The 23,168-nt window shown below is 70.8% G+C and carries 16 protein-coding genes; 8 read left to right on the forward strand and 8 right to left on the reverse strand.

Features of this window, described 5'->3' with window-relative positions; genetic code table 11:
- Positions 1-422 precede the first annotated feature (422 nt).
- Both ACFV6X_RS21410 and ptsP read left to right on the forward strand, forming a co-directional pair.
- Positions 423-872: a PTS glucose transporter subunit IIA gene (locus ACFV6X_RS21410; protein ID WP_385385733.1), complete on the forward strand. Its 450-nt coding sequence runs from the start codon at positions 423-425 to the stop codon at positions 870-872.
- Between the two features lie 78 nt (positions 873-950).
- On the forward strand, positions 951-2,621 hold the full coding sequence (ptsP, locus tag ACFV6X_RS21415) for a phosphoenolpyruvate--protein phosphotransferase (RefSeq protein WP_385385735.1): 1,671 nt from the start codon (positions 951-953) through the stop codon (positions 2,619-2,621).
- Positions 2,622-2,700: 79 nt separating this feature from the next.
- Here ptsP and ACFV6X_RS21420 read toward each other — a convergent pair whose 3' ends face one another.
- Positions 2,701-3,639, reverse strand: coding sequence for a hypothetical protein (locus tag ACFV6X_RS21420; RefSeq protein WP_385385737.1), 939 nt, complete (start codon positions 3,637-3,639; stop codon positions 2,701-2,703).
- 132 nt (positions 3,640-3,771) lie between these two features.
- Entirely contained in the window at positions 3,772-5,739 is a 1,968-nt protein-coding gene (locus ACFV6X_RS21425; RefSeq protein WP_385385739.1) for an acetoacetate--CoA ligase, read from the reverse strand.
- A 212-nt stretch (positions 5,740-5,951) separates the two neighbouring features.
- Between ACFV6X_RS21425 and ACFV6X_RS21430 the strand changes: the two genes are divergently transcribed.
- Entirely contained in the window at positions 5,952-8,315 is a 2,364-nt protein-coding gene (locus ACFV6X_RS21430; RefSeq protein ID WP_385385741.1) for a TIM-barrel domain-containing protein, read from the forward strand.
- A 1-nt stretch (position 8,316) separates the two neighbouring features.
- Here the strand turns inward: ACFV6X_RS21430 and ACFV6X_RS21435 are convergent, their stop codons facing one another.
- Positions 8,317-8,853: an NUDIX domain-containing protein gene (locus tag ACFV6X_RS21435; protein ID WP_385385743.1), complete on the reverse strand. Its 537-nt coding sequence runs from the start codon at positions 8,851-8,853 to the stop codon at positions 8,317-8,319.
- A gap of 180 nt (positions 8,854-9,033) precedes the next feature.
- Here ACFV6X_RS21435 and ACFV6X_RS21440 point away from each other — a divergent pair, with 180 nt between their 5' ends.
- The 5 genes from ACFV6X_RS21440 (at position 9,034) to glpK (ending at position 14,708) form a co-directional block, all read left to right on the forward strand.
- The gene (locus ACFV6X_RS21440) at positions 9,034-9,459 is read left to right on the forward strand and encodes a Zn-ribbon domain-containing OB-fold protein (protein ID WP_385385884.1); all 426 of its coding nucleotides are present in this window, start codon (positions 9,034-9,036) and stop codon (positions 9,457-9,459) included.
- Entirely contained in the window at positions 9,456-10,646 is a 1,191-nt protein-coding gene (locus ACFV6X_RS21445; RefSeq protein ID WP_385385745.1) for a lipid-transfer protein, read from the forward strand. Before ACFV6X_RS21440 ends, ACFV6X_RS21445 begins: the two co-directional genes overlap by 4 nt.
- Positions 10,647-10,876: 230 nt before the next feature.
- A complete protein-coding gene (locus ACFV6X_RS21450) occupies positions 10,877-12,529 on the forward strand; it encodes an EAL domain-containing protein (protein WP_385385747.1) in 1,653 nt (550 codons plus the stop codon).
- 403 nt (positions 12,530-12,932) lie between these two features.
- Complete coding sequence (locus tag ACFV6X_RS21455) at positions 12,933-13,166, forward strand: hypothetical protein (protein ID WP_385385748.1); 234 nt, start codon at positions 12,933-12,935, stop codon at positions 13,164-13,166.
- 21 nt (positions 13,167-13,187) lie between these two features.
- Positions 13,188-14,708, forward strand: a complete 1,521-nt coding sequence (gene glpK / locus ACFV6X_RS21460) for a glycerol kinase GlpK (RefSeq protein WP_385385750.1) — start codon at positions 13,188-13,190, stop codon at positions 14,706-14,708.
- Between the two features lie 81 nt (positions 14,709-14,789).
- Here glpK and ACFV6X_RS21465 read toward each other — a convergent pair whose 3' ends face one another.
- From ACFV6X_RS21465 to ACFV6X_RS21485, 5 genes are read right to left on the reverse strand one after another with little or no spacing between them, the layout of a single operon-like run.
- Positions 14,790-15,395 (reverse strand): ATP/GTP-binding protein, encoded by a 606-nt coding sequence (locus tag ACFV6X_RS21465; protein WP_385385752.1) that lies wholly within the window; start codon positions 15,393-15,395, stop codon positions 14,790-14,792.
- On the reverse strand, positions 15,376-19,020 hold the full coding sequence (locus ACFV6X_RS21470; RefSeq protein WP_385385754.1) for a hydantoinase B/oxoprolinase family protein: 3,645 nt from the start codon (positions 19,018-19,020) through the stop codon (positions 15,376-15,378). The genes ACFV6X_RS21465 and ACFV6X_RS21470 overlap by 20 nt, the downstream gene beginning before the upstream one ends.
- Positions 19,021-19,044: 24 nt before the next feature.
- On the reverse strand, positions 19,045-19,440 hold the full coding sequence (locus ACFV6X_RS21475; RefSeq protein ID WP_385385756.1) for a DUF742 domain-containing protein: 396 nt from the start codon (positions 19,438-19,440) through the stop codon (positions 19,045-19,047).
- A 9-nt stretch (positions 19,441-19,449) separates the two neighbouring features.
- Positions 19,450-19,887, reverse strand: a complete 438-nt coding sequence (locus tag ACFV6X_RS21480; protein ID WP_385385758.1) for a roadblock/LC7 domain-containing protein — start codon at positions 19,885-19,887, stop codon at positions 19,450-19,452.
- On the reverse strand, positions 19,884-22,862 hold the full coding sequence (locus tag ACFV6X_RS21485; protein ID WP_385385760.1) for a nitrate- and nitrite sensing domain-containing protein: 2,979 nt from the start codon (positions 22,860-22,862) through the stop codon (positions 19,884-19,886). The genes ACFV6X_RS21480 and ACFV6X_RS21485 overlap by 4 nt, the downstream gene beginning before the upstream one ends.
- Positions 22,863-23,168: the final 306 nt, after the last annotated feature.

Consider the following 23,168-nt stretch of genomic DNA (forward strand, 5'->3'; position numbering starts at 1 on the left):
GCGTTGACTTTTGGCACGCTGTTGAGTTCTCAAGGAACGGACGCTTCCTTTGTACTCACCCGAGAATCTCTCTCGCGGCTTTCCTCCGGGCGCTTCCCTTCGGTGTTTCCAAACTCTATCAGGGTTTTTCCGTCTCTCTGACCACCGTTCTGCGGGCATGCAGAAGGAGACCCGAGTTAGGATCTGACAAGTTGGGTACCGCCGGGCGACGACGCTAGTTCGCATCGCTCAGCCTCAAGCAGGAGTACGACTGTACATGGGGCCGCGGAGCGCGTGCAAATCCATTACGCTGGTGGTCTAGACCTCTATTGGGAGGTCTCCGGCGAACCGGGACTTCCCATGACATACCCTGCTCAGCAGTGGGCCGTCCGGGACAGGCTGTGACGGCTCATATATGAATCTCCGCCCCCTGGGAGGCTCCCATGACCACCGTTACGTCCCCGCTCGCCGGACGCGTCGTCGGACTTGCCGCAGTACCGGATCCGGTCTTCTCCGGGGCCATGGTCGGCCCGGGTACGGCCATCGACCCCGTACGTGAGCCCTCCGAGGCCGTCTCGCCGGTGGACGGAGTCATCGTCTCCCTCCACCCGCACGCCTTCGTCGTCGTGGACGCTGAGGGACACGGCGTGCTCACCCACCTCGGCATCGACACCGTGCAGCTCAACGGTGAGGGCTTCGAGCTGCTCGTGAACAAGGGCGACACCGTGGCCCGTGGTCAGGGCGTCGTGCGCTGGGACCCGAGCGCGGTCGAGGCCGCCGGCAAGTCGCCGGTGTGCCCGATCGTGGCGCTGGAGGCCACGGCCGAGGCTCTCTCCGAACTCCGCGAGGACGGCGACGTCAAGTCGGGCGACGCTCTCTTCGTCTGGAAGTGACGTCAGCACCGTCGTATGACGGCATGTAGGACAACCACCGCGGCGGCGGGGTCCGCCGCACTATCGGAGACGGGTGAGATGGAGACAACGCTGCGAGGCGTCGGCGTGAGCCACGGGGTGGCGATCGGCGAGGTTCGGCACATGGGAACGGCGGTGCTCGAACCGCCCGCCAAGCAGATCCCGGCCGGGGAGGCGGAGCGCGAACAGGGGCGCGCCCGGCAGGCCGTGGAGGCGGTGGCGGCCGACCTGATGGCACGCGGCAATCTGGCAGGCGGCGAGGCACAGGCCGTACTCGAGGCGCAGGCCATGATGGCCCAGGACCCGGAGTTGATCGCGGACGTGGACCGGCGGATCGCCGTCGGCAGCACCGCGGAGCGCGCGGTGTATGACGCCTTCGCGGCGTACCGGGATCTGCTCGCCGGTGCCGGTGAGTACCTCGCCGGGCGTGTGGCGGACCTGGATGACGTGCGGAACCGCATCGTCGCCCGTCTGCTCGGGGTGCCGATGCCGGGTGTGCCGGACAGCGACGAACCGTATGTACTGGTCGCGCGTGACCTCGCGCCTGCGGACACGGCACTGCTGGACCCCACGCTCGTTCTCGGTTTCGTCACCGAGGAAGGCGGGCCGACCAGCCACAGCGCGATCCTGGCTCGGGCGCTCGGCGTGCCTGCCGTGGTGGCGCTGCCGGGCGCGGGTGAGCTGGCCGAGGGCACGATGATCGCCGTGGACGGCAGCACCGGCGAGATCTTCGTGACCCCGAGCGACGAGAAGAAGGACCGGCTGAGGGCTTCGGCCGCTGAGCGCAAGGCCGCGCTGGCGGCGTCGACCGGGCCCGGTGCCACCTCCGACGGTCACAAGGTGCCGCTACTCGCCAACATCGGCGGTCCCGCGGACATCGCGGCCGCGGTGGAGGCCGGCGCCGAGGGCGTCGGTCTGTTCCGCACCGAGTTCCTCTTCCTGGACGACAGCAAGCAGGCGCCGTCCGAGGAGAAGCAGATCGAGGCCTATCGACAGGTTCTCGAGGCGTTCCCCGAGGGCAGGGTCGTCGTGCGCGTGCTGGACGCCGGTGCCGACAAGCCGCTGGACTTCCTGACGCCGTCCGACGAGCCGAACCCGGCCCTGGGCGTGCGGGGCCTGCGGACGCTGCTCGATCACCCCGAGGTGCTGCGCACCCAGCTGACCGCGCTGGCGAAGGCGGCCGAGGGGCTGCCCGTCTACCTCGAGGTGATGGCCCCGATGGTGGCGGACCGCACGGACGCCAAGGCGTTCGCGGACGCGTGCCGGGAGGCCGGGCTGCGGGCCAAGTTCGGCGCGATGGTGGAGATTCCGTCGGCGGCGCTCCGGGCGCGCTCGATCCTGCAGGAGGTCGAGTTCCTGTCCCTGGGCACGAACGACCTGGCGCAGTACACGTTCGCCGCCGACCGTCAGGTGGGCGCGGTGTCCCGGCTTCAGGACCCGTGGCAGCCCGCGCTGCTGGACCTGGTGGCGCTGTCTGCCGAGTCGGCGAAGGCCGAGGGCAAGAGCTGTGGTGTCTGCGGTGAGGCCGCGTCCGATCCGCTGCTCGCGTGTGTGCTGACGGGTCTGGGTGTCACCTCCCTCTCCATGGGTGCGGCGTCGCTCCCCTATGTCCGGGCGACCCTGGCGAAGTACACGCTGGCGCAGTGCGAGCGGGCAGCGGCTGCCGCGCGTGCGGCCGACACCGCCGAGGAGGCGCGTAACGCGGCTCAGGCGGTGCTGTCCGGCGAGTAGGCGAACCGGGCGGACGACGGTGCTCCTGTGCGGGGCGCTCCACCTGCTGGTGGGGCGCCCCGTCCATGTCCGGGCTTCTTCAGTGGCGGTGCTCCCCGGCCTGCCCCTCCTCTCCTTCCTCGCCCTTCTCTCCGGTTTCTTCGCCCCTCGCGTCCTCGCCCAGGTCCGGCGGGACGCCGTAGTCGACCCCTGATTCCGGGGAGATCAGGTCGCCCGATTCCACGTCGGTGCAGTAGGCGTCGAAGACCTCGCCGGCGGTCAGGGGTTCGAGGCCGCCTGCGCGCAGGCGCCAGCCGTAGATGCGGTCCGCGGTGGCGGGAGCGGTGGTCCGCATGACCAGTCCCCCAGGGCTGCGGGTGGCGATGCCCAGAGCCAGGACCGTGGTGAATTCGAGGGCTTCGGCCTCGTCGAGTCGGGGGGTGCCGTCGCTGGCCCGGTCCGCGTGGAGGGCGGCGACCAGGGTTTCCGGGGTGCCGGAGACACTGCAGACGAGGTGCCGGTTGCCGGGCGGTGCCGTGTCGAGGATGCGGACGAGGAGTTTCGAGGCCCGGGCGAAGGCGGTGCGGCCGATGTCCTCGCCGCAGGTCGCGCAGGCGCCGACGCGGGCCAGGAGTGTCGAGGCGTACTCCCAGGTCGCCTGCCGTACCGCTTCGTCCACGAGGACCGGGACGAGGTCGGCGAGCTTCTGGCCCTCGTACGGAACGGTGGTGCCGCTGGCCGCCAGTTCCGCGGTGAAGCGTGTGCGGCTCGACGGCAGGTCGGGGTCGAGTCCTCCGCCTTCGCAGAAGTCCGCGTACTCCTGGGGGTCGAAGAGGGCGACGGTGGTGTGGCTGCCCTGGGCGGCGCGTGTTTTGAGCAGGGCTTCCACCTGCTGCAAGTAGGTTTCGTGGTCGTCGAACGTGAAGCTGCGATAGCGCCGCATGGCCCGGAAGTCGTACTCGTCGGTGAGCAGGCCGATCGTGCCGGCGACTTCGCGGTGCAGGACGCGTCGCATGGTCGTGTGGTCGGTGTGCGCCATTGTTTCCCCCTGTGCGCAGTCGATCAATGCTCACTCACAGTAACCGGCCGCACTGACAACGCGGGTCGGCCAGGTATGCGGCAGGGGGAAACCGCAGGTCACGCTGGTACTGCCGAGCAGCGGCCCTGGACGTCAGCCTCGCTTACGGGCGAGGTCCTCGTAGAAGTGGAGCAGGTCGAGGTTGTCGATGGAGCCGGGGTTGACCGCCTTTTCCAGCGGGGTGCCCTGCAGGAGGCGCTTGACCGGGACCTCGATGCGCTTTCCGGTGAGGGTGTGCGGGACTCCGGGCACCTCGATGACCTCGTCGGGAATGTGGCGCGGTGAGAGCTGCTCACGGATGGCCTGTTTGATGCGGTTCAGGAGGGCCTCGTCGAGGACGGCTCCGGGCGCCAGATGCACGAAGAGAGGCATCCAGTAGCCGCCGTCGGGCTGTTCGATACCGATGACGAGGGATTCCCTGATCTCGGGCAGGCGCTCCACTGCCTCGTAGATGTCGGCGGAGCCCATCCGCACGCCCTGCCGGTTGAGCGTGGAGTCGGAGCGGCCGTGGATGATCACGGAGTTCCGGGAGGTCACGGTGATCCAGTCGCCGTGGCGCCAGACGCCGGGGTAGGTGTCGAAGTAGCTGTCGTGGTAGCGGGTGCCGTCGGGGTCGTTCCAGAAGCGGATCGGCATGGACGGCATCGGGTTGGTGACCACGAGCTCGCCGACCTCGTCGGTCATGGGTTTGCCGCTCGGGTCCCAGGACTGCAGGTCGGTGCCGAGTCCGGGGGCCTGGAGTTCGCCGATGTACACGGGCAGGGTCGGGACGGCTCCCGCGAAACAGGAGCACACGTCCGTGCCGCCGCTGACGGAGGCGATCCACAGGTCGTCGCGCACCTCGTCGTGCAACCAGCGGAAGCCGTCGGGCGGGAGGGGCGAGCCGGTGGTGGCCAGGCACTGCACGCGTGAGAGGTCGTAGTCCCGGCCCGGATGGATGTCCGCCTTGCGGCAGGCCATGACGTACGCGGCGGAGGTGCCGTAGAGCGTGGCTCCGGTGCGTTCGGCGATGCGCCACTGGGCGCCGGTGTCGGGGTAGCCGGGGCTGCCGTCGTACAGGACGACCGTGGTGCCGGTCAGGAGGCCGGAGACGAGGAAGTTCCACATCATCCAGCCGGTCGAGGTGTACCAGAAGAAACGGTCCTCGGGGCCCAGGTCGCAGTGCAGGCCGAGCTGCTTGAGGTGTTCGACGAGGATGCCGCCCTGGGACTGGACGATGGCCTTGGGGAGGCCGGTCGTGCCGGAGGAGTACAGCACCCACAGGGGGTGGTCGAACGGCACCTGCGCGAACTCGGGCTCCGTCTCCACGCTCGTGAGGGCCGACCACTCCAGGGCGCCTTCGGGAGCTGCCGTGCCGAGGAGCGGGATGTGCACGACCGCGCGCAGGGTGGGCAGTTCGCGGCGCAGCTCGGCCACGGTGTCGCGGCGGTCGTGTTCCTTGCCGCCGTAGCGGTAGCCGTCGACGGTGAACAGGACGACGGGTTCCACTTGCTGGAACCGGTCGAGGACGCTGCGGGCGCCGAAGTCGGGGGCGCAGGAGGTCCAGACGCCGCCCACGGCGGCGGTCGCGAGGAAGGCGACGACGGCCTCGGGGATGTTGGGGAGGTAGCCGCTGACCCGGTCTCCGGGGCGTACGCCGAGGGCGCGCAGTTCCGCGGCCAGGGAGCCGACCTGGCGGCGGAGCGCGGACCAGGTGACCGGGCGTGGTTCCTGGGTCTCGTCGACGCACAGGAGGGCAGGTTCGTCCGGGCGGGTCGCGGCCGCTCGCAGGGCGTGTTCGGCGTAGTTCAGGGTCGCGCCGGGGAACCACTGTGCGCCGGGCATCGATCGGTCGGCCAGCACGCGCGTGCAGGGCGTCGAGAAGCGCACGTCGAACCATTCCGTGACGGCTTTCCAGAACGTTTCCAGCTCGTCGACGGACCAGCGGTGCAGCGCGGTGTAGCCGCCCTCGCTCGGGGCGCCGTGGTGCTCGGCCGCCCACGCCTGGAACTTGGTGATCTGCGCCTGGGCGATGCGTTCCGGATCGGGCTGCCAGAGCGGCTGAGGGTTCACGGTCGACATGGGCGGCTCCCGGACTGTGCGCGTCGTGTGCGTCGCCCGCGCACGTGCTGGGGTGTGCGCGTGACGCGGCTGACAGGGACGATGCCATGTGATCGACTTCTGCACCAGGGTGCCGCCCACATAGTCCGTGTCGTGAAGATGTGCTCCCGGCACGGGTGAACGGCAGTTGAACGACACACGCGAATACGCCGGTCAGTGGCAGGGTGAGCAGAATGGACGGTCGTGACCTGGTGCATTCGGTGAAGGCGGTCGGTTTCGTGGGGGCGGCTCAGGGGTTGCGTACCGTACGTGCGGCATGGCGCAGGCGCCGCGCGGACGCCGCCGGCCTGCCCGCGCGGGGTGCCGAGCGCGCGCGGGTGCCCGGGCAGGTGCAGGAGGCGACGCCCGGCCCTGGTGGCGGCGTTCTGCGATTCAGCCGCTCCGAGCTGCGGATCACCGTCGCGGTGAACGGGGCTGTCTTCTGGGGCTGGGACGGTGCGGCGCCCGAGCCGTCGTACGCGCTCGCCGGCCGCTGTCCGGAACCCGATCCCCGGGCGGTGCTGGAGCCGGACAAGGACGGCGGCTGGCGCGTCGTCGCGGAGCGGGTCACGGTCGCGGTGTCGCGGAACGGGGCCGTGGAGGTGCGCACCCCTGGTGGTGTGACGCTGCGCCGGGATCTGCCGCCGCGGTGGTGGGAGCCGGTCGGGGGCGGCCAGGCACGTTGGATGCAGCGTTCCGAGGTGTCCGCCGACGCGCGCTTCTTCGGGCTGGGCGGGCGTTCCTCGGGTCCCCGGCTGCGGGACGGCACCTACCGGTTGTGGAACACCGACCCGGGGCGCGCGTTCGCCCCTGGCGACGATCCGCTGTACATCACGATGCCGGTGCAGCTGGTGGTGGCCGACGCGGGCACGCATCTGGTGTTCCACGACAGTTCGTGGGACGGCACGGCGACGCTGCGGGAGGGCGAGGAGGGGGCCGGCTCCGGGCACGACCGGCCAGGGACGTGCGAGATGCGCGTGGACGGCGGTCCGCTGCGGTGCTGGGTGATCGTGGGCACCCCCGCGCGCGTGCTGCTCGCCTGGGCCTCGCTCACCGGCGCGCCCGCGCTGCCGCCGGCCTGGGCACTCGGCCACCATCACGCGCGGTGGGGTTTCGGCAGTGCGCGGGAGGTGCGGCGGATCGTCGCGGGATACCGGGAGCACGGGCTGCCGCTGGACGCGGTGCACCTGGACATCGACCACTACGACGCCCATCAGGTGTTCACCGTGGACCAGGAACGGTTCCCCGAGCTGCCGGCGCTCGCCGAGGAGCTGCGGCGGGAAGGGATCCGGCTGGTGTCGATCGTCGACCCGGCGGTGAAGGCCGAGCCGGGCAACGAGGTCTACGACAGCGGGACGGTCCATGACGTCTTCGTGCGGGACGCGTCGGACCAGCCGGTGCGGGGTGTGGTGTGGCCCGGGGAGGTGGTGTATCCGGACTTCACTCCCGCGCGCGTGCGCAAGTGGTGGGGCGGCCTGTACGAGGAGCGGCTGGCGCAGGGGTTCTCGGGGTTCTGGCACGACATGAACGAGCCGACGTCGTTCGCCGCGTTCGGGGAGCCGACGCTGCCACGTTCGGCGCGGCACGACCTGGAGGGGCAGGGCGGCGACCATCGCGAGGCGCACAACGTGTACGCCCTGTGCATGGCCAGGGCGGCCTACGAGGGGCTGCGGGAGCTGGTGCCGCAGGAGCGGCCGTTCTTGTTCTCACGGTCCGGCTGGGTCGGCGTGCAGCGCTACGGGGGCACCTGGTCCGGCGACGTCGCCACCGGCTGGCCGGGGCTGCGGGCGTCGCTGTCGCTGGTGATGGGGCTTGGGTTGTGCGGGGTGCCCTACTCGGGGCCGGACGTGGGTGGCTTCGACGGGAGTCCGTCGCCGGAGCTGTTTCTGCGCTGGTTCCAGCTCGGCGCGTACCTGCCGCTGTTCCGCACGCACGCGAGCCTGCGGGCAGGGCGCAGGGAGCCGTGGGAGTTCGGTACCGAGGTGCTGGAGCACGCGCGCGTGGCGCTGGTCGAACGCCGGCGGCTGCTGCCGTACTACCTGATGCTGGCGCATCTGGCCCGCCGCACCGGTGCGCCCTATGTGCGGCCGCTGTGGTGGAGTTCGCCCGAGGACCGGGCGCTGCGTGACTGTGAGGACGCCTTCCTGCTCGGCGACTGTCTCCTGGTGGCGCCCGTGCTCGACCCGGGCGCGGACCGGCGTGCGGTCCAGCTGCCTCGGGGCCGCTGGTACGACACGGCCACGGAGCAGGCCTACGAGGGCCCGGCGCAGGTTCTCGTCGACGCCTCGTTGTCGCGGATACCGGTGCTCGCGCGCGCGGGTGCCGTGATTCCCACGCGCGGGACGGACGGCGGGCTGGAGCTGGAGGTGTGGGCTCCCGCACGGGGGCGGACCGGGTCCGGGCTGGTGGTGCCGGATGCCGGGGACGGGTGGGAGGAACCCGGGATCGAGCGCTATCACGCGCGTTGGGAGGGCACGCGGGTGGTCGTCGAGCGCGAGGGGAGGGGCGGCGAGGAGCCGCCCCACCCGGTGCGGGTACGCGGGCTCGGCGAGCGCTGACTCAGATGTACCGGCCCTCGAACCAGGCCTTCACGGCGAGGGTGTGCAGCGGGAAGGCGAGTTCCTCGGGCCTGCGCAGGAGGTGCCAGCCCTCCGTCTCGTCCGTGGCGGTGGGCTCGGGCAGGCGGTCGGCGGGCCGTTCCGGCAGGGCGCCGAACAGCAGCAGATGACCGTCGGGAGCGCTCATCGCGTCGATGAGCCGGATGTCGCGGCTCGCCGCCTCGATGCCGGTCTCCTCCCTGAGTTCACGGACCAGTGCCTGCCGCCAGTCCTCACGGTCGTCGATGTAACCGCCGGGCAGGGCGATGCCCCCGCGCGCGGGGGCGACGGTTCGGGTGATGACGACCAGAGCGGCACCCTGGGTGTCGTACACCGGCTGAAGCGCGACCGCGACCGGCAGTGGATTGCGGTAGGCGACGGTGCCGCAGGCCGGGCAGGTGCGGGGCCAGCCGGAGACGCCCTCTCCGTAGGGCGATCCGCAGCTCGAACAATGAGAGTTCGGCGCGGAGTTGGGGGCGGAGTGCAGAGTTTCGGACACGCGCGGACTGTAGCCGATCTTGCCGATAGCGTCTCCTGGTGGGTCGCCGAATGGCACAGCAGCAGGACTTTCCCGGTCGGCCGGTCGCACCTTTAGCGCTTCTCCGGATCCGGTGGCACACTTCTGACGTCTCGTCAGTTCTCGGTGCTGGGAGGGATCTTGTCGCGTTCACGAACGCCCGTGGTCGATGGCTGGTTCACCGGAGACGGGGACGGCTTCCGCTTGCTGGGCACGCGCTGTTCGGCTTGCGCGGCGGTCTTCTTCCCTCGCGAGGACGTCCACTGCCGCAACCCTGGGTGCGACGGTGGTGATCTGGAGGAACTGCCACTGTCGCGGCGCGGGCGCATCTGGTCGTACACGGACAGCCGGTACCGGCCTCCGTCACCCTACGTGACCGATCCGGAACTGTCGTGGGAGCCGTACGCGTTGATCGCTGTGGAGCTGGAGTCCGAGCGGATGGTGGTGCTGGGGCAGGCGGCTCCCGGAGTCACCGTCGCCGACCTGGCGGTGGGCATGGAGGTGGAGGTCGTCCCCGGCGTGCTGCACGGGGGTGCGGAGACGACCTGGACGACGTGGCACTGGCGGCCGACGGGGAGGGCGGTATGACGGCGGACGTGGCCGTGCTGGGGGCCGGTATGCACCCATGGGGCAAATGGGGGCGGGGTTTCGTCGAGTACGGCGTGGCGGCCGCACGCGCGGCACTCACCGAAGCAGGGCTGGACTGGCGGCAGGTGGGCTCGATCGTCGGTGCGGACACCGTGCGCGGCGGCTACCCCGGGTATGTGGCCGGGGCGACCTTCGCCAAGGCCCTGGGCTGGCAGGGCGCGCGGGTCACCAGCGTGTACGCGGCGTGCGCGTCAGGGGCGCAGGCCATCAGCACCGCGCGGGCGCAGATCCTCTCGGGCCTCGCCGACGTGGTCCTCGTGGTGGGGGCGGACGCCGCACCAAAGGGCTTCTTCCGGCCGGCGGGAGGTGACCGGCCGGACGATCCGGACTGGCTGCGGTTCCGGGTGCTCGGGGCGACCAATCCGACGTACTTCGGGCTGTACGCGCGGCGGCGGATGGCTGTCCATGGCGACACCCTGGAGGACTTCGCCCAGGTCAAGGTGAAGAACGCGGCGTTCGGCGCGCGCAACGCGAACGCGCGCTACCGCAAGCGGGTCACCGCGCAGGAGGTCGCCGCCTCGCCGGTGGTCGCCGACCCACTGCGGCTGCTCGACATCTGCGCGACCTCGGACGGAGGGGCGGCTCTGGTGATGTCCAGCATGGAGTTCGCGCGCCGCCACGGTGCGGCGGAGCCGGTACGGATCCGGGCGGTTTCCACGGTGACACCGCGCTACCCCGGTACCGTCCTGGACCTGCCGGACATCGCGACGGACTCCGCGGTGGCGGTCACGCCCGCCGACGAGACGTTCCGGGCCTCGATAGCCCGCGCCGCCTACGAGGAGGCGGGCATCGGGCCCGGGGACCTTTCCCTCGCCGAGGTGTACGACCTGTCCACGGCGCTGGAGCTGCAGTGGTACGAGGACCTCGGGCTGTGTGGGGAGGGCGAGGGCGCCAAGCTGCTGCGGGACGGCGGGACGGCGCCGGGCGGGCGCATACCCGTGAACACGAGCGGTGGACTCGCGTCGTTCGGGGAGGCGGTTCCGGCGCAGGCGATCGCCCAGGTCTGTGAGGTGGCGTGGCAGTTGCGGGGGCAGGCCGGTGACCGGCAGGTGGCCGGGGCACGGGTGGGGATCGCCGCGAACCAGGGGTTGTTCGGGCACGGGTCGGCGGTGATCGCGGTGCGGTGAGGAGCGAAAGCGTTCCGCTGGTGTGCCACTGCCCCGACGTACGCGCACGGGAAAATCGCTTCACGTGGTGACGCCTCACGCAGTCTCGGAGCCACCGGCGTAGCAAAGATGATGCCTCGTCACACGGTTCTCATGGACTCCGTTGGCACGCTGTGTGATCACCCCGGAATCCTGCGTGAACGTCTCATGAACTGGGTCTCAGCGCTCACCGTGGGCGCCATCATGCTCCCGTGCGCTCCTGGTCGGAATCTCTCCGCTTCGCTTTCCAGCCGGTGGTCAACCTGTCCACCGGCGGGGTCGCGGCGCTGGAGGTCCTGGCCCGCCCGGAGGCCGGAGACATCCTGGCCGAGGCGCGTCGGGATCCCGAACTCGACGGTCAGCTGGCCGTCTTGGCGGTCCGCGCGGCGGTCGGCAAGGAGTCGCTGCTGCCGTTGCACGTCAATGTGTTCGCCGGGACGCTCGCGGACCTCGGTGGGCTCACCTCGCTGCATGCCGCCGTGTGCGGGGCGGGGCGCATGCCGTGGGAGGTGACTATCGACGTCTGCCCGCCGTATACGCACGTGCCCCAGCACGCGCTGCTGGAGGCGGTGACCGCGCTGCGGGAGCAGGGGTTCCGGATCAGCGCCGACGGCGTCGGGGACGGAGACGTGCCGCTGCGGCTCCTCACAGACCTCGGGCCCGACCTGGTGAAGCTCGACGCGTCGCTGCTCGCCCGGCCCGCCGCGGTGCGGGCGATGCGGACGCTCTGCGACGGGCTGAGGGCACTGCTGTGCGTCGAGGGCGTCGAGACCGAACGGCAGTTCGCGGCAGCATTGTCAGCCGGGGCGCAGCTGGCGCAGGGGGAGCTGTTCGCGCCCCCGGCGAGGCTGCCGGCGGCGGACGTATACGTTCCGCGCCGCTCCCCCGAGGTCGAGGCGCCGTCGCCGTCGGGTCCGCTGGCGCGGGAGTTCGTGCGGCCGGCCGCACTCCTGCCCGCCAACGCGTCCGCGGCTCAGGTGCGTGCGCTGCTGACCGGGTCACCGGAGGTGTCCGGGGTGCTGCTCGTGGACCGGAACGGGGTGCCGGTGCGGTCCATGCACCGGTCGCGCTTCCTGCTGTCCCTGTCGGGCCGCTACGGGCACGCCCTGTACGCCGACCGGCCCGCCGCCAAGCTGGGCGATCCGCCGCGCACGGTGGGCATCGACGCCACCGCTTGGGAGGTCTTGGAGGTCGTCGCGGACGGCGTACGCGACCGTACGTCCGACGATGTGGCCGCCGTCGACGCCTACGGTCGGTGCGTGGGCGTCGTGCGGCTGGCGGACCTCGTGCGGGCGCTGGCCGAGACGCGCGTCGAGGAGGCGGCCGGGCTCAATCCGCTGACGCGGCTGCCCGGGTCGGACGCGATCACCGGTGAGGTGGACCGGCGGATCGCGGACGGTCGGCCGTTCGCGCTGAGCTGGCTGGATGTCGACCATTTCAAGCAGGTGAATGACGGCGCCGGGTTCGCGGCGGGCGACGATCTGATCCGGTCGGTGGGACGGGCGCTGCTGGTCGCGGCCTCGGGGAGCACGCGCGTGGGGCACATCGGCGGGGACGACTTCCTGGTGCTCGCCGATCCGGAGGGGCTCGATCCGCTCGCCACCTCGGTCCTGGACGTGCCCTGGACGGCCGGTGGGCGGCCGGTGACGCTGTCCCTGGCCACAGTGCTGTGCCCGCCCGGGAGCGTGACGGACCACCGAGAGGCGGCGGCCTCGCTGGCGCCCCTGAAGAAGGCCGCGAAGGCGCTCAGAGGGGTGAGCTGGGTGCTCGGTCAGGTGGGTCTGCCCGGGCACGAGATCCTGCGTGGTGCGGACCCGACGCCGAGCGAGGCCGGGTGTGCCGTGGGGGAGCCCGGCAGAGCCTGAGAGAGCCACTGTGGGCCTGCGTGGGTGTGGCCAGGCCGTCTCGATGCCGTGTACGTGCGTTCCCAGCGCGTCCGGCGGCCGGGGGGCGTGGTCTCGCGCGCCGGAGCGGGGATGTGTCCGGAACGGGTGCCGTCGGCGACCTTGACGCCCCTCGAGCGCCGGTGAACACTTCGGGTTGGCAGCCGACATCGCCGTACATTCTCGGCACATTCCGGCACTGCGCCGTACGGGCTCGTGGGCCGAGGCCCACTCCCCTGGCCGGGTCGGTTGCGACGGCACACTCGTCACGGGCGCCGACGGGGCGCGGGCCCTGTCCGGCTCCGCCTGATCGGCACGGGAGCAACGCGAAGCACCCTGCACGGAGGATCGGGCCGAGTGCCCGTCCACGGGCCTAGGAGCCGCCATGCACAGCGGAGACGTCTTCGTCGGCGAGGTCGCCGGAACGGCGATCCTGATCCTCCTCGGCGCCGGCGCGAATCCGCTCGTCACTCTGGGCACCCACCCGAACACTCAGTCGATCGCCGTCCCGCCGATCCCGGACAGGGGCACCTCCGACCGGGGCCACGCGTGGATTCCGGTCGTTGGGCCACTCGTCGGAGTGACGCTCGCCGGCCTCATCCACGCCTCAGCTTTCTGAACCGAGCCCAAGGGGAAAGCCATGACGAACAACGCCGAGAAGTACGTGGCCGCGATCGACCAGGGCACGACATCAAGCCGCTGCATCATCTTCGACGCGAACGGCGCGATCGTCGCTGTGGATCAGCGTGAGCACCGGCAGATCTTCCCCAAACCGGGCTGGGTCGAGCACGACGCGACCGAGATCTGGTCGAAGGTGCAGGCGGTGGTCGCCGGGGCGATCGCCAAAGCCGGGCTACGGGCCGATCAGCTCAGTGCGCTCGGCATCACCAACCAGCGCGAGACCACGGTGCTCTGGGACCGCGCCACGGGAAAGCCCGTGCACAACGCCATCGTCTGGCAGGACACCCGCACCGCTGCACTCTGCAACCAACTGGGCGGCCCGGACGGCCAGGACCGGTTCCGCGAGCAGACAGGGCTGCCGCTGGCCAGCTATTTCTCCGGGCCCAAGGTGTCCTGGCTGCTGGACAACGTGCCCGGGCTCAGGACCCGCGCGGAGCAGGGTGAGATCGCCTTCGGCACGATCGACTCCTGGCTTATCTGGAACCTCACGGGCGGCACCGACGGCGGCCGCCACGTCACCGACGTCACCAACGCCGGGCGCACCATGCTGATGAACCTGGAGACCCTCCAATGGGACCCCTCCATCCTCTCGGCGATGAATGTGCCCGAGTCCGTGCTGCCCGAGATCAGGTCCTCGGCCGAGGTGTACGGGACGGCCGGGGGCCAGCTCGCGGGTGTACCGGTGGCGTCCGCGCTGGGCGACCAGCAGGCAGCCGTGTTCGGGCAGGCGTGCTACGACGTGGGGTCGGCGAAGAACACGTACGGCACGGGCAGCTTCCTGCTGCTGAACACCGGGAGCCGGCCGGTGCCGTCCAAGAACGGGCTGCTGACGACGATGGGCTACAAGATCGGCAGCGAGGCGCCGGTGTACTGCCTGGAGGGGTCCATCGCGATAACGGGCGCGCTCGTGCAGTGGTTCCGCGATCAGCTCGGCGTCATCCGTACCGCCGACGAGATCGAGACACTGGCGGCGAGTGTCGACGACAACGGCGGCGCGTACATAGTGCCGGCCTTCTCGGGCCTGTTCGCGCCGCACTGGCGCTCCGACGCGCGCGGGGTCGTCGCCGGGCTGACCCGCTACGTCACGAAGGCGCATCTCGCGCGTGCCGTACTGGAGGCGACGAGCTGGCAGACGCGTGAGGTCGTCGACGCCATGTACCAGGACTCGGGCGTGCACATCAGCACGCTGAAGGTGGACGGCGGCATGACGAAGAACAACCTCCTGATGCAGCACCAGGCGGACGTCCTCGACGTGCCCGTGATCCGCCCCAAGGTGTCCGAGACGACCGCCCTGGGTGCCGCCTACGCGGCCGGGCTCGCCACCGGCGTGTGGAACGACCTCGACGAGCTGAAGACGCACTGGCAGAAGGACGCGGAGTGGACGCCGGCCATGGAGGCCTCCGAGCGGGACCGGGAGTACCGCAAGTGGCGCAGGGCGGTGGAGAAGACCCTCGGCTGGGTGGAGGACGGCGACAGCTAGGCACACGCGCGCGTGCCGGCCTCACATCCATGTACTGCGGCCCGTACCCCAGTCGGCGGGGGTACGGGCCGTGCCCGTCCGTCAGGTCGTCACGGCCTGGCGGCGGTCCGCCGCCTGCGCCATGGCGTGCTGGACGACACCTATGAGGACCTCCTTGGCCGACTCCCGCTCACGCGCGTCGCACAGCAGCAGGGGTACGCCCGCGTCCAGGTCGAGGGCCTGGCGTACCTCCTCCGCGGGGTAACGGGCCGCGTCATCGAAGCAGTTGACGCCGACGACGAACGGTATGGAGCGCCGCTCGAAGTAGTCGACGGCGGCGAAGCAGTCCTCCAGACGGCGGGTGTCGGCGAGTACGACGGCGCCAAGGGCCCCTTCGGTGAGCTCGTCCCACATGTACCAGAACCGCTCCTGGCCGGGTGTACCGAAGAGGTACAGCACGAGATCCTCACGCAGCGTGATGCGGCCGAAGTCCATGGCCACCGTCGTGGTGTGCTTGCCTTCCACGCCACTGGTGTCGTCGACCGGGCGGCCGGCTTCGGTGAGCAGTTCCTCGGTGCGCAGCGGCCTGATCTCGCTGACCGCGCCGACGAGGGTCGTCTTGCCCACTCCGAAGCCGCCGGCCACCAGGATCTTGAGCGTGACGGGCTCGATCGGGGGCTTGCCGCGCTCAGATCGCCCGAAGATCATCGATCTCTTCTCCTGCTTGATGGGGGTCGGGGGGCGGTGGACCGTAGCCTCCGCCGCCAGGGGTTTCGATGGCGAGTACGTCGCCGGGGCCGACGTCCGTCGTGTCGCTTCCGCCAAGTGCGGTGATCGTTCCGTCCGCACGCTCGACTCGGTTGGCGCCCAGGGCCCCGGGCTCGCCTCCCGCCATGCCGTACGGGGGAACCCTGCGGTGCTGGGAGAGCGTGGAGACGGTCATCGGCTCTCGGAACCGGATGCGGCGGACCGCTCCGTCCCCGCCACGCCACCGCCCCGCGCCGCCGCTGCCCAGACGAACCGAGAACTCCTCCAACTCGACGGGCAGGCGCCACTCCAGGACTTCGGGGTCGGTGAGGCGGGAGTTGGTCATATGGGTCTGGACGACGCTCGCGCCGGGGAAGCCGTCGCCCGCGCCGGAGCCGGACGCGACGGTCTCGTAGTACTGGTGGCGTTCGTTGCCGAAGGTGACGTTGTTCATCGTTCCGGAGCCCTCCGCCTGCACACCGAGCGCGGCGTAGAGGGCGCCGGTGATGGCCTGGGAGGTCTCCACGTTGCCGGCGACCACCGCGGCGGGCGGCTCGGGCGAAAGCATCGAGCCGGACGGCACGATGATGTGGATCGGGCGCAGGCAGCCGTCGTTGAGGGGGATGTCGTCGGCGACCAGGGTGCGGAAAACGTACAGGACGGCCGCGTTGACCACCGAGTAGGGGGCGTTGAAGTTGCCGGCCAACTGTGGTGACGTGCCGGTGAAGTCGACCGTGGCGGAGCGGTTGTCACGGTCCACGCGCACGCGTACGCGAATGACGGCGCCCGAGTCGGTCTCGTAGGCGCACTCGCCGTCGTCGAGGGCGTCGATGACGCGGCGCACCGCTTCTTCGGCGTTGTCCTGGACGTGCCGCATGTACGCCTGCACGACGTCGAGGCCGAAGTCCTCAATCATGCGGGTGACTTCCTCGACGCCCTTCCGGTTGGCGGCGATCTGGGCGCGCAGGTCGGCCAGGTTGGTTCCGGGGTTGCGCGAGGGGTGGGTCGCCTCGCTGAGCAGGCGGCGGGTCTCCTCCTCGCGGAAGCGGCCGTTCTCGGCGAGCAGCCAGTTGTCGAAGAGGACGCCTTCCTCCTCGATGGTGCTGCTGTCCGCGGGCATGGAACCCGGCGCGATGCCGCCGATCTCCGCGTGATGACCGCGGGAGGCGACGTAGAAGAGGATCCGGTCACCCTCCGTGTCCGCCGTGCCGTCGGTGTCGAAGACCGGGGTGATCACAGTGACGTCGGGGAGGTGGGTGCCGCCGTGGTAGGGGTCGTTGACGGCGTACGTGTCCCCCGGCCGCATGCGGGTGTTCCGCCGCCGGATGACCTCTTGGACGCTGGTGCCCATCGAGCCCAGGTGGACGGGGATGTGCGGGGCGTTGGCCACCAGGTTTCCGTCCGGGTCGAACAGGGCGCAGGAGAAGTCCAGGCGTTCTTTGATGTTGACGGACTGGGCCGTGGATTCGAGCCTGGCGCCCATCTGCTCGGCGATGGACATGAAGAGGTTGTTGAAGACCTCGAGAAGGACCGGGTCGGCTTTCGTGTCCACTTCGGAACTCTGCGTGATCGCCGCGCGTTCCATGACCAGATGCCCGTCGTCGGTCGCAGCGGCCCGCCAGCCGTCGTCCACGACAGTCGTCGCACCGGCCTCGGTGATGATCGCGGGTCCGGTGACCGTGTCGCCCGGGGGCAGTTCCTCACGGCGGTGGAGGGGTACGTCGCGCCAGGTCCCGCCGCTGTGGAGGCGGACGGTGTGTGAGGCGGGGCTGCCCGTGGGGGCGGCCTGGTAGGGGGCTAGAGCGGAGAGATCGGGGGGGTCGGTGATGCCGGTGGCTTCCACGGAGAGGGCTTCGACGACGACCGGGCGGTCGAGGGTGAAGGAGTACGTGGCGCGATGACGTTCCTCGAAGGCGTGCTTCATGGTGCCGGGCTCGGTGAGCTCGACGGTGAGGGTCGTGTCGGTGCCGTCGTAGCGGAGCTGGGCGCGGCGGGTGACCTCGATGCGGTCCTCGGGGATGTCCTCGGCGAGGAGTTCGGCAAGGGCCGCGGCCTCCAGGTCGTCCGCCGTCTTGGTGACACCGGGCATGGAGGAGGCTTCCAGAGGTGCTTCGACGGACTGTTCCCGCATGGCGGTGGTGTCGGCGAGACCGATGCCGAGCGCGGAAAGGACACCGGCCATGGGCGGTACGAGGACGGTTCGGATGCCGAGCAGGTCGGCCACCCTGCACGCGTGCTGCCCGCCCGCACCGCCGAAGGTGGTCAGGGCGTAGCGGGTGACGTCGTGGCCCTTCTGGACGGAGATCCGCTTGACGGCGTTGGCGATGTTGGCGACGGCGATGTGCAGGTAACCCTCGGCGACCTGTTCGGGGGTGCGGTCGTCGCCGGTCCGCTCGCGGATCTCGTGCGCCAGGCCGTCGAAGCGCTCACGGACGAGGGACACGTCGAGGGGCTGGTCACCGTCGGGGCCGAACACCCGGGGGAAGTGGTCGGGAGGAATGCGGCCGAGCATGACGTTGGCGTCGGTGACGGTGAGGGGGCCGCCCGCGCGGTAGCAGGCGGGGCCCGGGTCCGCGCCCGCCGAGTCCGGCCCTACGCGGTAGCGGGAGCCGTCGAAGTGGAGGATCGAGCCGCCGCCGGCGGCGACGGTGTGGATGTCCAGCATGGGCGCACGCAGCCGGACACCGGCGATCTGTGTGGTGAAGACCCGTTCGTAGGCGCCGGCGAAGTGGGACACGTCGGTGGACGTGCCACCCATGTCGAAGCCGATGACACGGTCGAAGCCGGCCAGTCGCGACATGCGGGCCATGCCGACGATGCCGCCGGCCGGCCCGGACAGGATCGCGTCCTTGCCGCGGAACTGCCCGGCCTCGGCGAGCCCTCCGTTGGACTGCATGAACATCAGCCGCACGCCTTCCAGCTCGTCGGCGACATGCCGCACGTAGCGGCGCAGCACCGGCGACAGGTAGGCGTCGACGACGGCGGTGTCCCCGCGCGGGACGAGTTTCATCAGGGGGCTGACCTCGCTGGACAGCGAGATCTGCGGGAAGCCGATGCGCGCGGCCAGGTCCCCTACGGCCTGCTCGTGGGCGGGGTGCAGGTGGCTGTGCATGCAGACCACGGCGACGGCGCGGATGCCGTCGTCGTAGGCCTTGCGGAGCGGCCCGGCGAGGGCGTCCAGGTCGGGCGCGGTGCGGACGGTGCCGTCGGGGGCGATGCGCTCGTCGACCTCGACGACCCGCTCGTAGAGCAGCTCGGGGAGGTCGATGCGGCGGGCGAAGATCAGGGGGCGGTTCTGGTAGGCGATGCGCAGGGCGTCGCGGAAGCCGCGCGTGATGACGAGCAGGGTGCGTTCACCCTTGCGTTCCAGCAGCGCGTTGGTGGCGACCGTGGTGCCCATGCGCACCGCTTCGACGGGGTCCCCGGAGCCGGACAGGAGTTCGCGTACGCCCGCGACGGCCGCGTCGGAGTAGCGCGCCGGATTGTCGGACAGCAGCTTGTGGATCAGCAGCCGTCCGTCCGGGCGCCGCGCGACGACGTCGGTGAAGGTCCCGCCCCGGTCGACCCAGAACTGCCAGCCTGTCACGTCTCCACCTCGCTTCCGCGCTGCTCAGAGCGCCCGGAGGCCGTTGATCACGTCGCGCAGAATGCTCTCGTCCGGCAGCTCGGCCGGGGGGACGGGCCGAGTCACATGGACCAGTTCCGCGTCCGTCAGGTCCCCTACGAGTACCCGTACCACTCCGATGGGCAGATCGAGTTCCGATGCGAGTTCGGCGACCGACTGCGGGACCTCACGGCACAGCTCCACGATGTCCACGTGTTCCGGGGACAGGGTCGGGTCCGTCTCCGGGTCGTCCACGTGCGGCTCCGTCACGACCACCGCGATCAGGTCGAGGCGGTGCTGGGACGCATGGCTGGTGCGGCCCCGCGTCATGGCGTACGGACGGACGACCGGTCCTGCTTCGTCGTCGAACCAGTGGCTTCTTGCCTGACCGTCTGCGCTCATGCCATCCCACTACCCGCCGGAGGGCAGATCGGTGCGTGGAGCGGTGCCCAGATGCACGCCGACCCGCTTCACGAGAAGCGTCATCTCGTAGGCGACCAGGCCGACGTCCGAGTCGGCGTCGGACAGGACGGCGAGACAGCTGCCGTCGCCGGCGGCCGTGACGAACAGGAAGGCGTCGTCCAGTTCGACGACCGTCTGCCGGACGCTTCCCGCCTCGAAGTGCCGGCCGACGCCCTTGGCGAGGCTGTGGAAACCGGACGCGACGGCGGCCAGATGCTCGCCGTCCTCCCGGGTCAGGTCCTTGGAGACCCCCGTCGCAAGGCCGTCGCCGGAGAGCACGACGGCCTTGCGGATGCTCGCGACGCGGTCCACGAGATCGTCGAGAAGCCAGTTGAGCTCGCCGGACTTCCCGTTCGCAGTCTGGCCGGTCGCCTTCGGTGCGGTCATCGACCGTCCCCCTTTGTCGTTCCTTGTGGTGCTGTGCCCCGATGGGTGTCGTCCCCCGTGGCGTTCTCCTGGCGGCCGCGTTGCCAGCCGCGCTGGAGCGAGGCCATACGGCTGCGGACCTCGTCGGCGTCGCGTTCCACCGGCGCCGTTCGGTCCTCGGTACGGCGACCGGGATCCTGCCTCAGCTGCGGCGCCAGGCTGGCCTGGCGGACACGGCGGGGCAGGGCACCGGTGCCGGGCGTCTCAGGGCCGGGCCCTCCCGGGCGCGCGGGTGCGGTGGCGCCGTCCTGGCCGAGGTCCTGCGTCCGGGGCCCGGCGCCTTCGCCGAGGCGGCGAAGCGAAGGCTCGGTGCCCTCGGAAAAGCCCCTCACCTCGGCAGGGCTCCCTGTTTCGGCTGTTTCGGCGGAGCCTCTTGCTTCAGAGAGCTCCTTCACCTCAGAGAGCTCCTTCGCCTCCTCAGAGCCGCTGCCGAGGATCTTGCCCGGGCGCTCGGAGGGCTCGCCGGTGTCACGGCCGGTGGGCTCGTTCGGGCCGCTGAGCCCACCGGTGGGCTCAGCGTTCCGGCCGAAGGGTGAGCCGCCGCGGCGACGGGTCGGGAGGAGTGGGGTGCGGTCTTGTTCCGGGCGGCGCGGGCCGGGGCCGGTCGCGTTCTCCTCGTCCGTCTCCTGGCGCCCGGACCGCTGGTCGGTGACCGGTCGGCCGTGCGAGCTGACCAGCTTGGGTGTGCGGCGGCGAGGCAGCGGCACCGGGGGGTTGACATGATCCTCCGCCTCGGAGCGGGCAGGACCGCCGGAAACGTCGGACCCGGGAGTCGTGTCCCCGTCCGCGGGAGTGAGGCCGCGACGCGGGCGGAACAGCCCGCCGCGTTCGCTCTCCTCGCCGTCGAGTGCGTCCGGGAAGTCCTCGATGGCTTCGAGGTCGACCGGGCCCTCCAGCTCGACCGGCCCGTCCAGCAACGCCGGGGGCCGACCGGGCAGTTGTACCGGCACGTGGGAGTACGCGGTCCTGCGGCTCTCCTCGAGCTCGGCCTCCCGGGACGGGCGCGGGCGGTCGAGGCGGAAGCCGAGACCGTTGGTGTCGGGCACCTCGTCCGTCAGCAGCGAGTCGGGGATGAAGACGACGGCCGTCGTGCCGCCGTACGGAGAGGGCTGCAGCGAGACCCGGACGTTCTGGCGCTGGGCGAGCCGGCTGACCACGAAGAGGCCGAGCCGGTCCGTGTCGGACAGCTCGAACTCCGGGGTCTCGGCGAGCCGCAGGTTGGCGTCCAGCAGCGCCTCGGCCGCCATGCCGAGGCCGCGGTCGTGGATCTCCAGGGTGAAGCCGTTGGCCACGCGCTCGCCGAGGACCTGGACGGCCGTGTGCGGCGGGGAGAAGACCGTGGCGTTCTCCAGGAGTTCGGCCACGAGATGGGTGAGGTCGGCGACCGCCGGGCCGGTGACGGCGATCCGGGGCAGCCGGCGGACCTCGATGCGTTCGTAGTCCTCGACCTCGGCGACAGCGGCGCGCACGATGTCCATCAGCTGGATGGGCTTGCGCCACTGCCGGGAGGGCGCGGCGCCGGAGAGGATCACCAGGCCCTCGGCGTGCCGGCGCATCCGCGTGGTGAGGTGGTCGAGGCGGAAGAGGTCGGCGAGTTCCTCGGTGTCCTCGGTCCTGCGTTCCATCGCGTCGAGCAGGGTGAGCTGCTTGTGCAGGAGGACCTGGCTGCGGCGAGCGAGGTTCACGAAGACCTCGGACACGCCGGCGCGCAGTGCGGCCTGCTTGACGGCGGCTTCGACGGCGGCGCGCTGGAGGGTGTTGAGTGCCTGGCCGACCTCGCCGATCTCGTTCCTGTCGAATACCAGGCGCGGGACCTCGGTCTCCACGTCCACCTGCTCCCCCACGGACAGGCGGCGCATCACGCTGGGCAGTCGGACGCCGGAGGCCTCGTGGGCCTCCAGCCGGAGTTGGCGCAGGTCACGGATGAGGCCGCGGCCGATGCGGATGGAGACGCCGAGCGAGAGCAGTACGGCGATCAGGCCGAGGAAGCCGGCCACGACGGCCTTGACGATGATGCCGGTGGCGATCGGGCGGATGCGGTCCTGGTAGCGGTCCCCGGCCTCGTCGTCGAGGGTGCCGAGTTCGTCGAGCACGTTGCCGGCCGTGGTGTCCCACGTCTGCGCCGAGATCCCGCCGGCGTCACCAGAGGCGGAGGCCACGGCGGACTCCTCGGCCACCCGCAGTGGAGCGGTGGCGGCGTTCTTCCAGAAGCGCTCGTACCGTTCGCGTTCCGAACTGGGCAGCATCGGCAGGCTGGTGTCGTACAGGACGCCCCGCTGAGCCACGAGGTCGGAGACGTCACGGATCTCGGCGCGGGAGAGCTTGCCGACGACCAGGGCCGAGCCGAGGAGGGCGTCCTCACGGGAGAGGAGTTCGCGGGCACGGACCAGGTTGACGAGGGCGCGGTACTGGGTGTCCATCTCCACGTTGTCGACGACGTGGAGGTCGCCGAGGAGGACGAAGCACGGGTCGACCAGGCGGTTGTAGAGGTCCAGCGCCTGCGAGCGGTTGACCGTGCCGTCCTCCACGCTCTGGCGCAGGGATCCGATGCCGTCGAACGCGTCCAGGACGGCGGTCAGCCGCTCGCCCGAGGTCTCACCGAGGTCGTCGCGCAGCTCCGCACTTGCGGCGTTCCTGCGGACCTTGGCGACGGCCTCGTCGGTGGCGGCGCGGCTGCGTCTGAGCGCGGCGAGTCCGTCGGAGGCGCGAGGGTCGGCGAGATGGACCAGGGTCTGTCGGCGTTCCTGCTGAAGGACCCGGACGGTGTCCTCGGCCGGGTAGCCGATCTTCTCGACGACGGACGAAGCGCTGAACAGCCGTGCTGCCTCGCGCCCCGTGAGTACCGTGGCGAAGGCCCAGATCGCGCTCAGGGACAGCAACGGCACGAGAAGCAGCGCCACGATCTTCCGGCGGATGGACTTCCCGCGAAAGCGCATGGCCTCCCCCAGCTCGACCCCCACCGGCAGGGGTACACATGTGCGTCAACAAACGGCGCGAGCCTACTACCGACGCACCCGTAACTCGAAGACCGTTCCGGAAGGCGATCTTCCGTACGCCTGCCGGGCATGGGGAGTTGTCCGGTCATTGCGGGAGATTGCCGCCCCGAATCCGGCCGCACCTGTGAACCCGGATGTGGTCGGCAGGTCTGGGTGTTTGGCCGGAATTCTTCGTTCGCCGGGAATCTTCGGGGGGCACCGTTCGTCCTTCTGCACAGGGAATGGGGGCGGAATCGGCCACAGGAG

This window comes from Streptomyces sp. NPDC059861 (assembly GCF_042731435.1).
GTDB lineage: Bacteria > Actinomycetota > Actinomycetes > Streptomycetales > Streptomycetaceae > Streptomyces.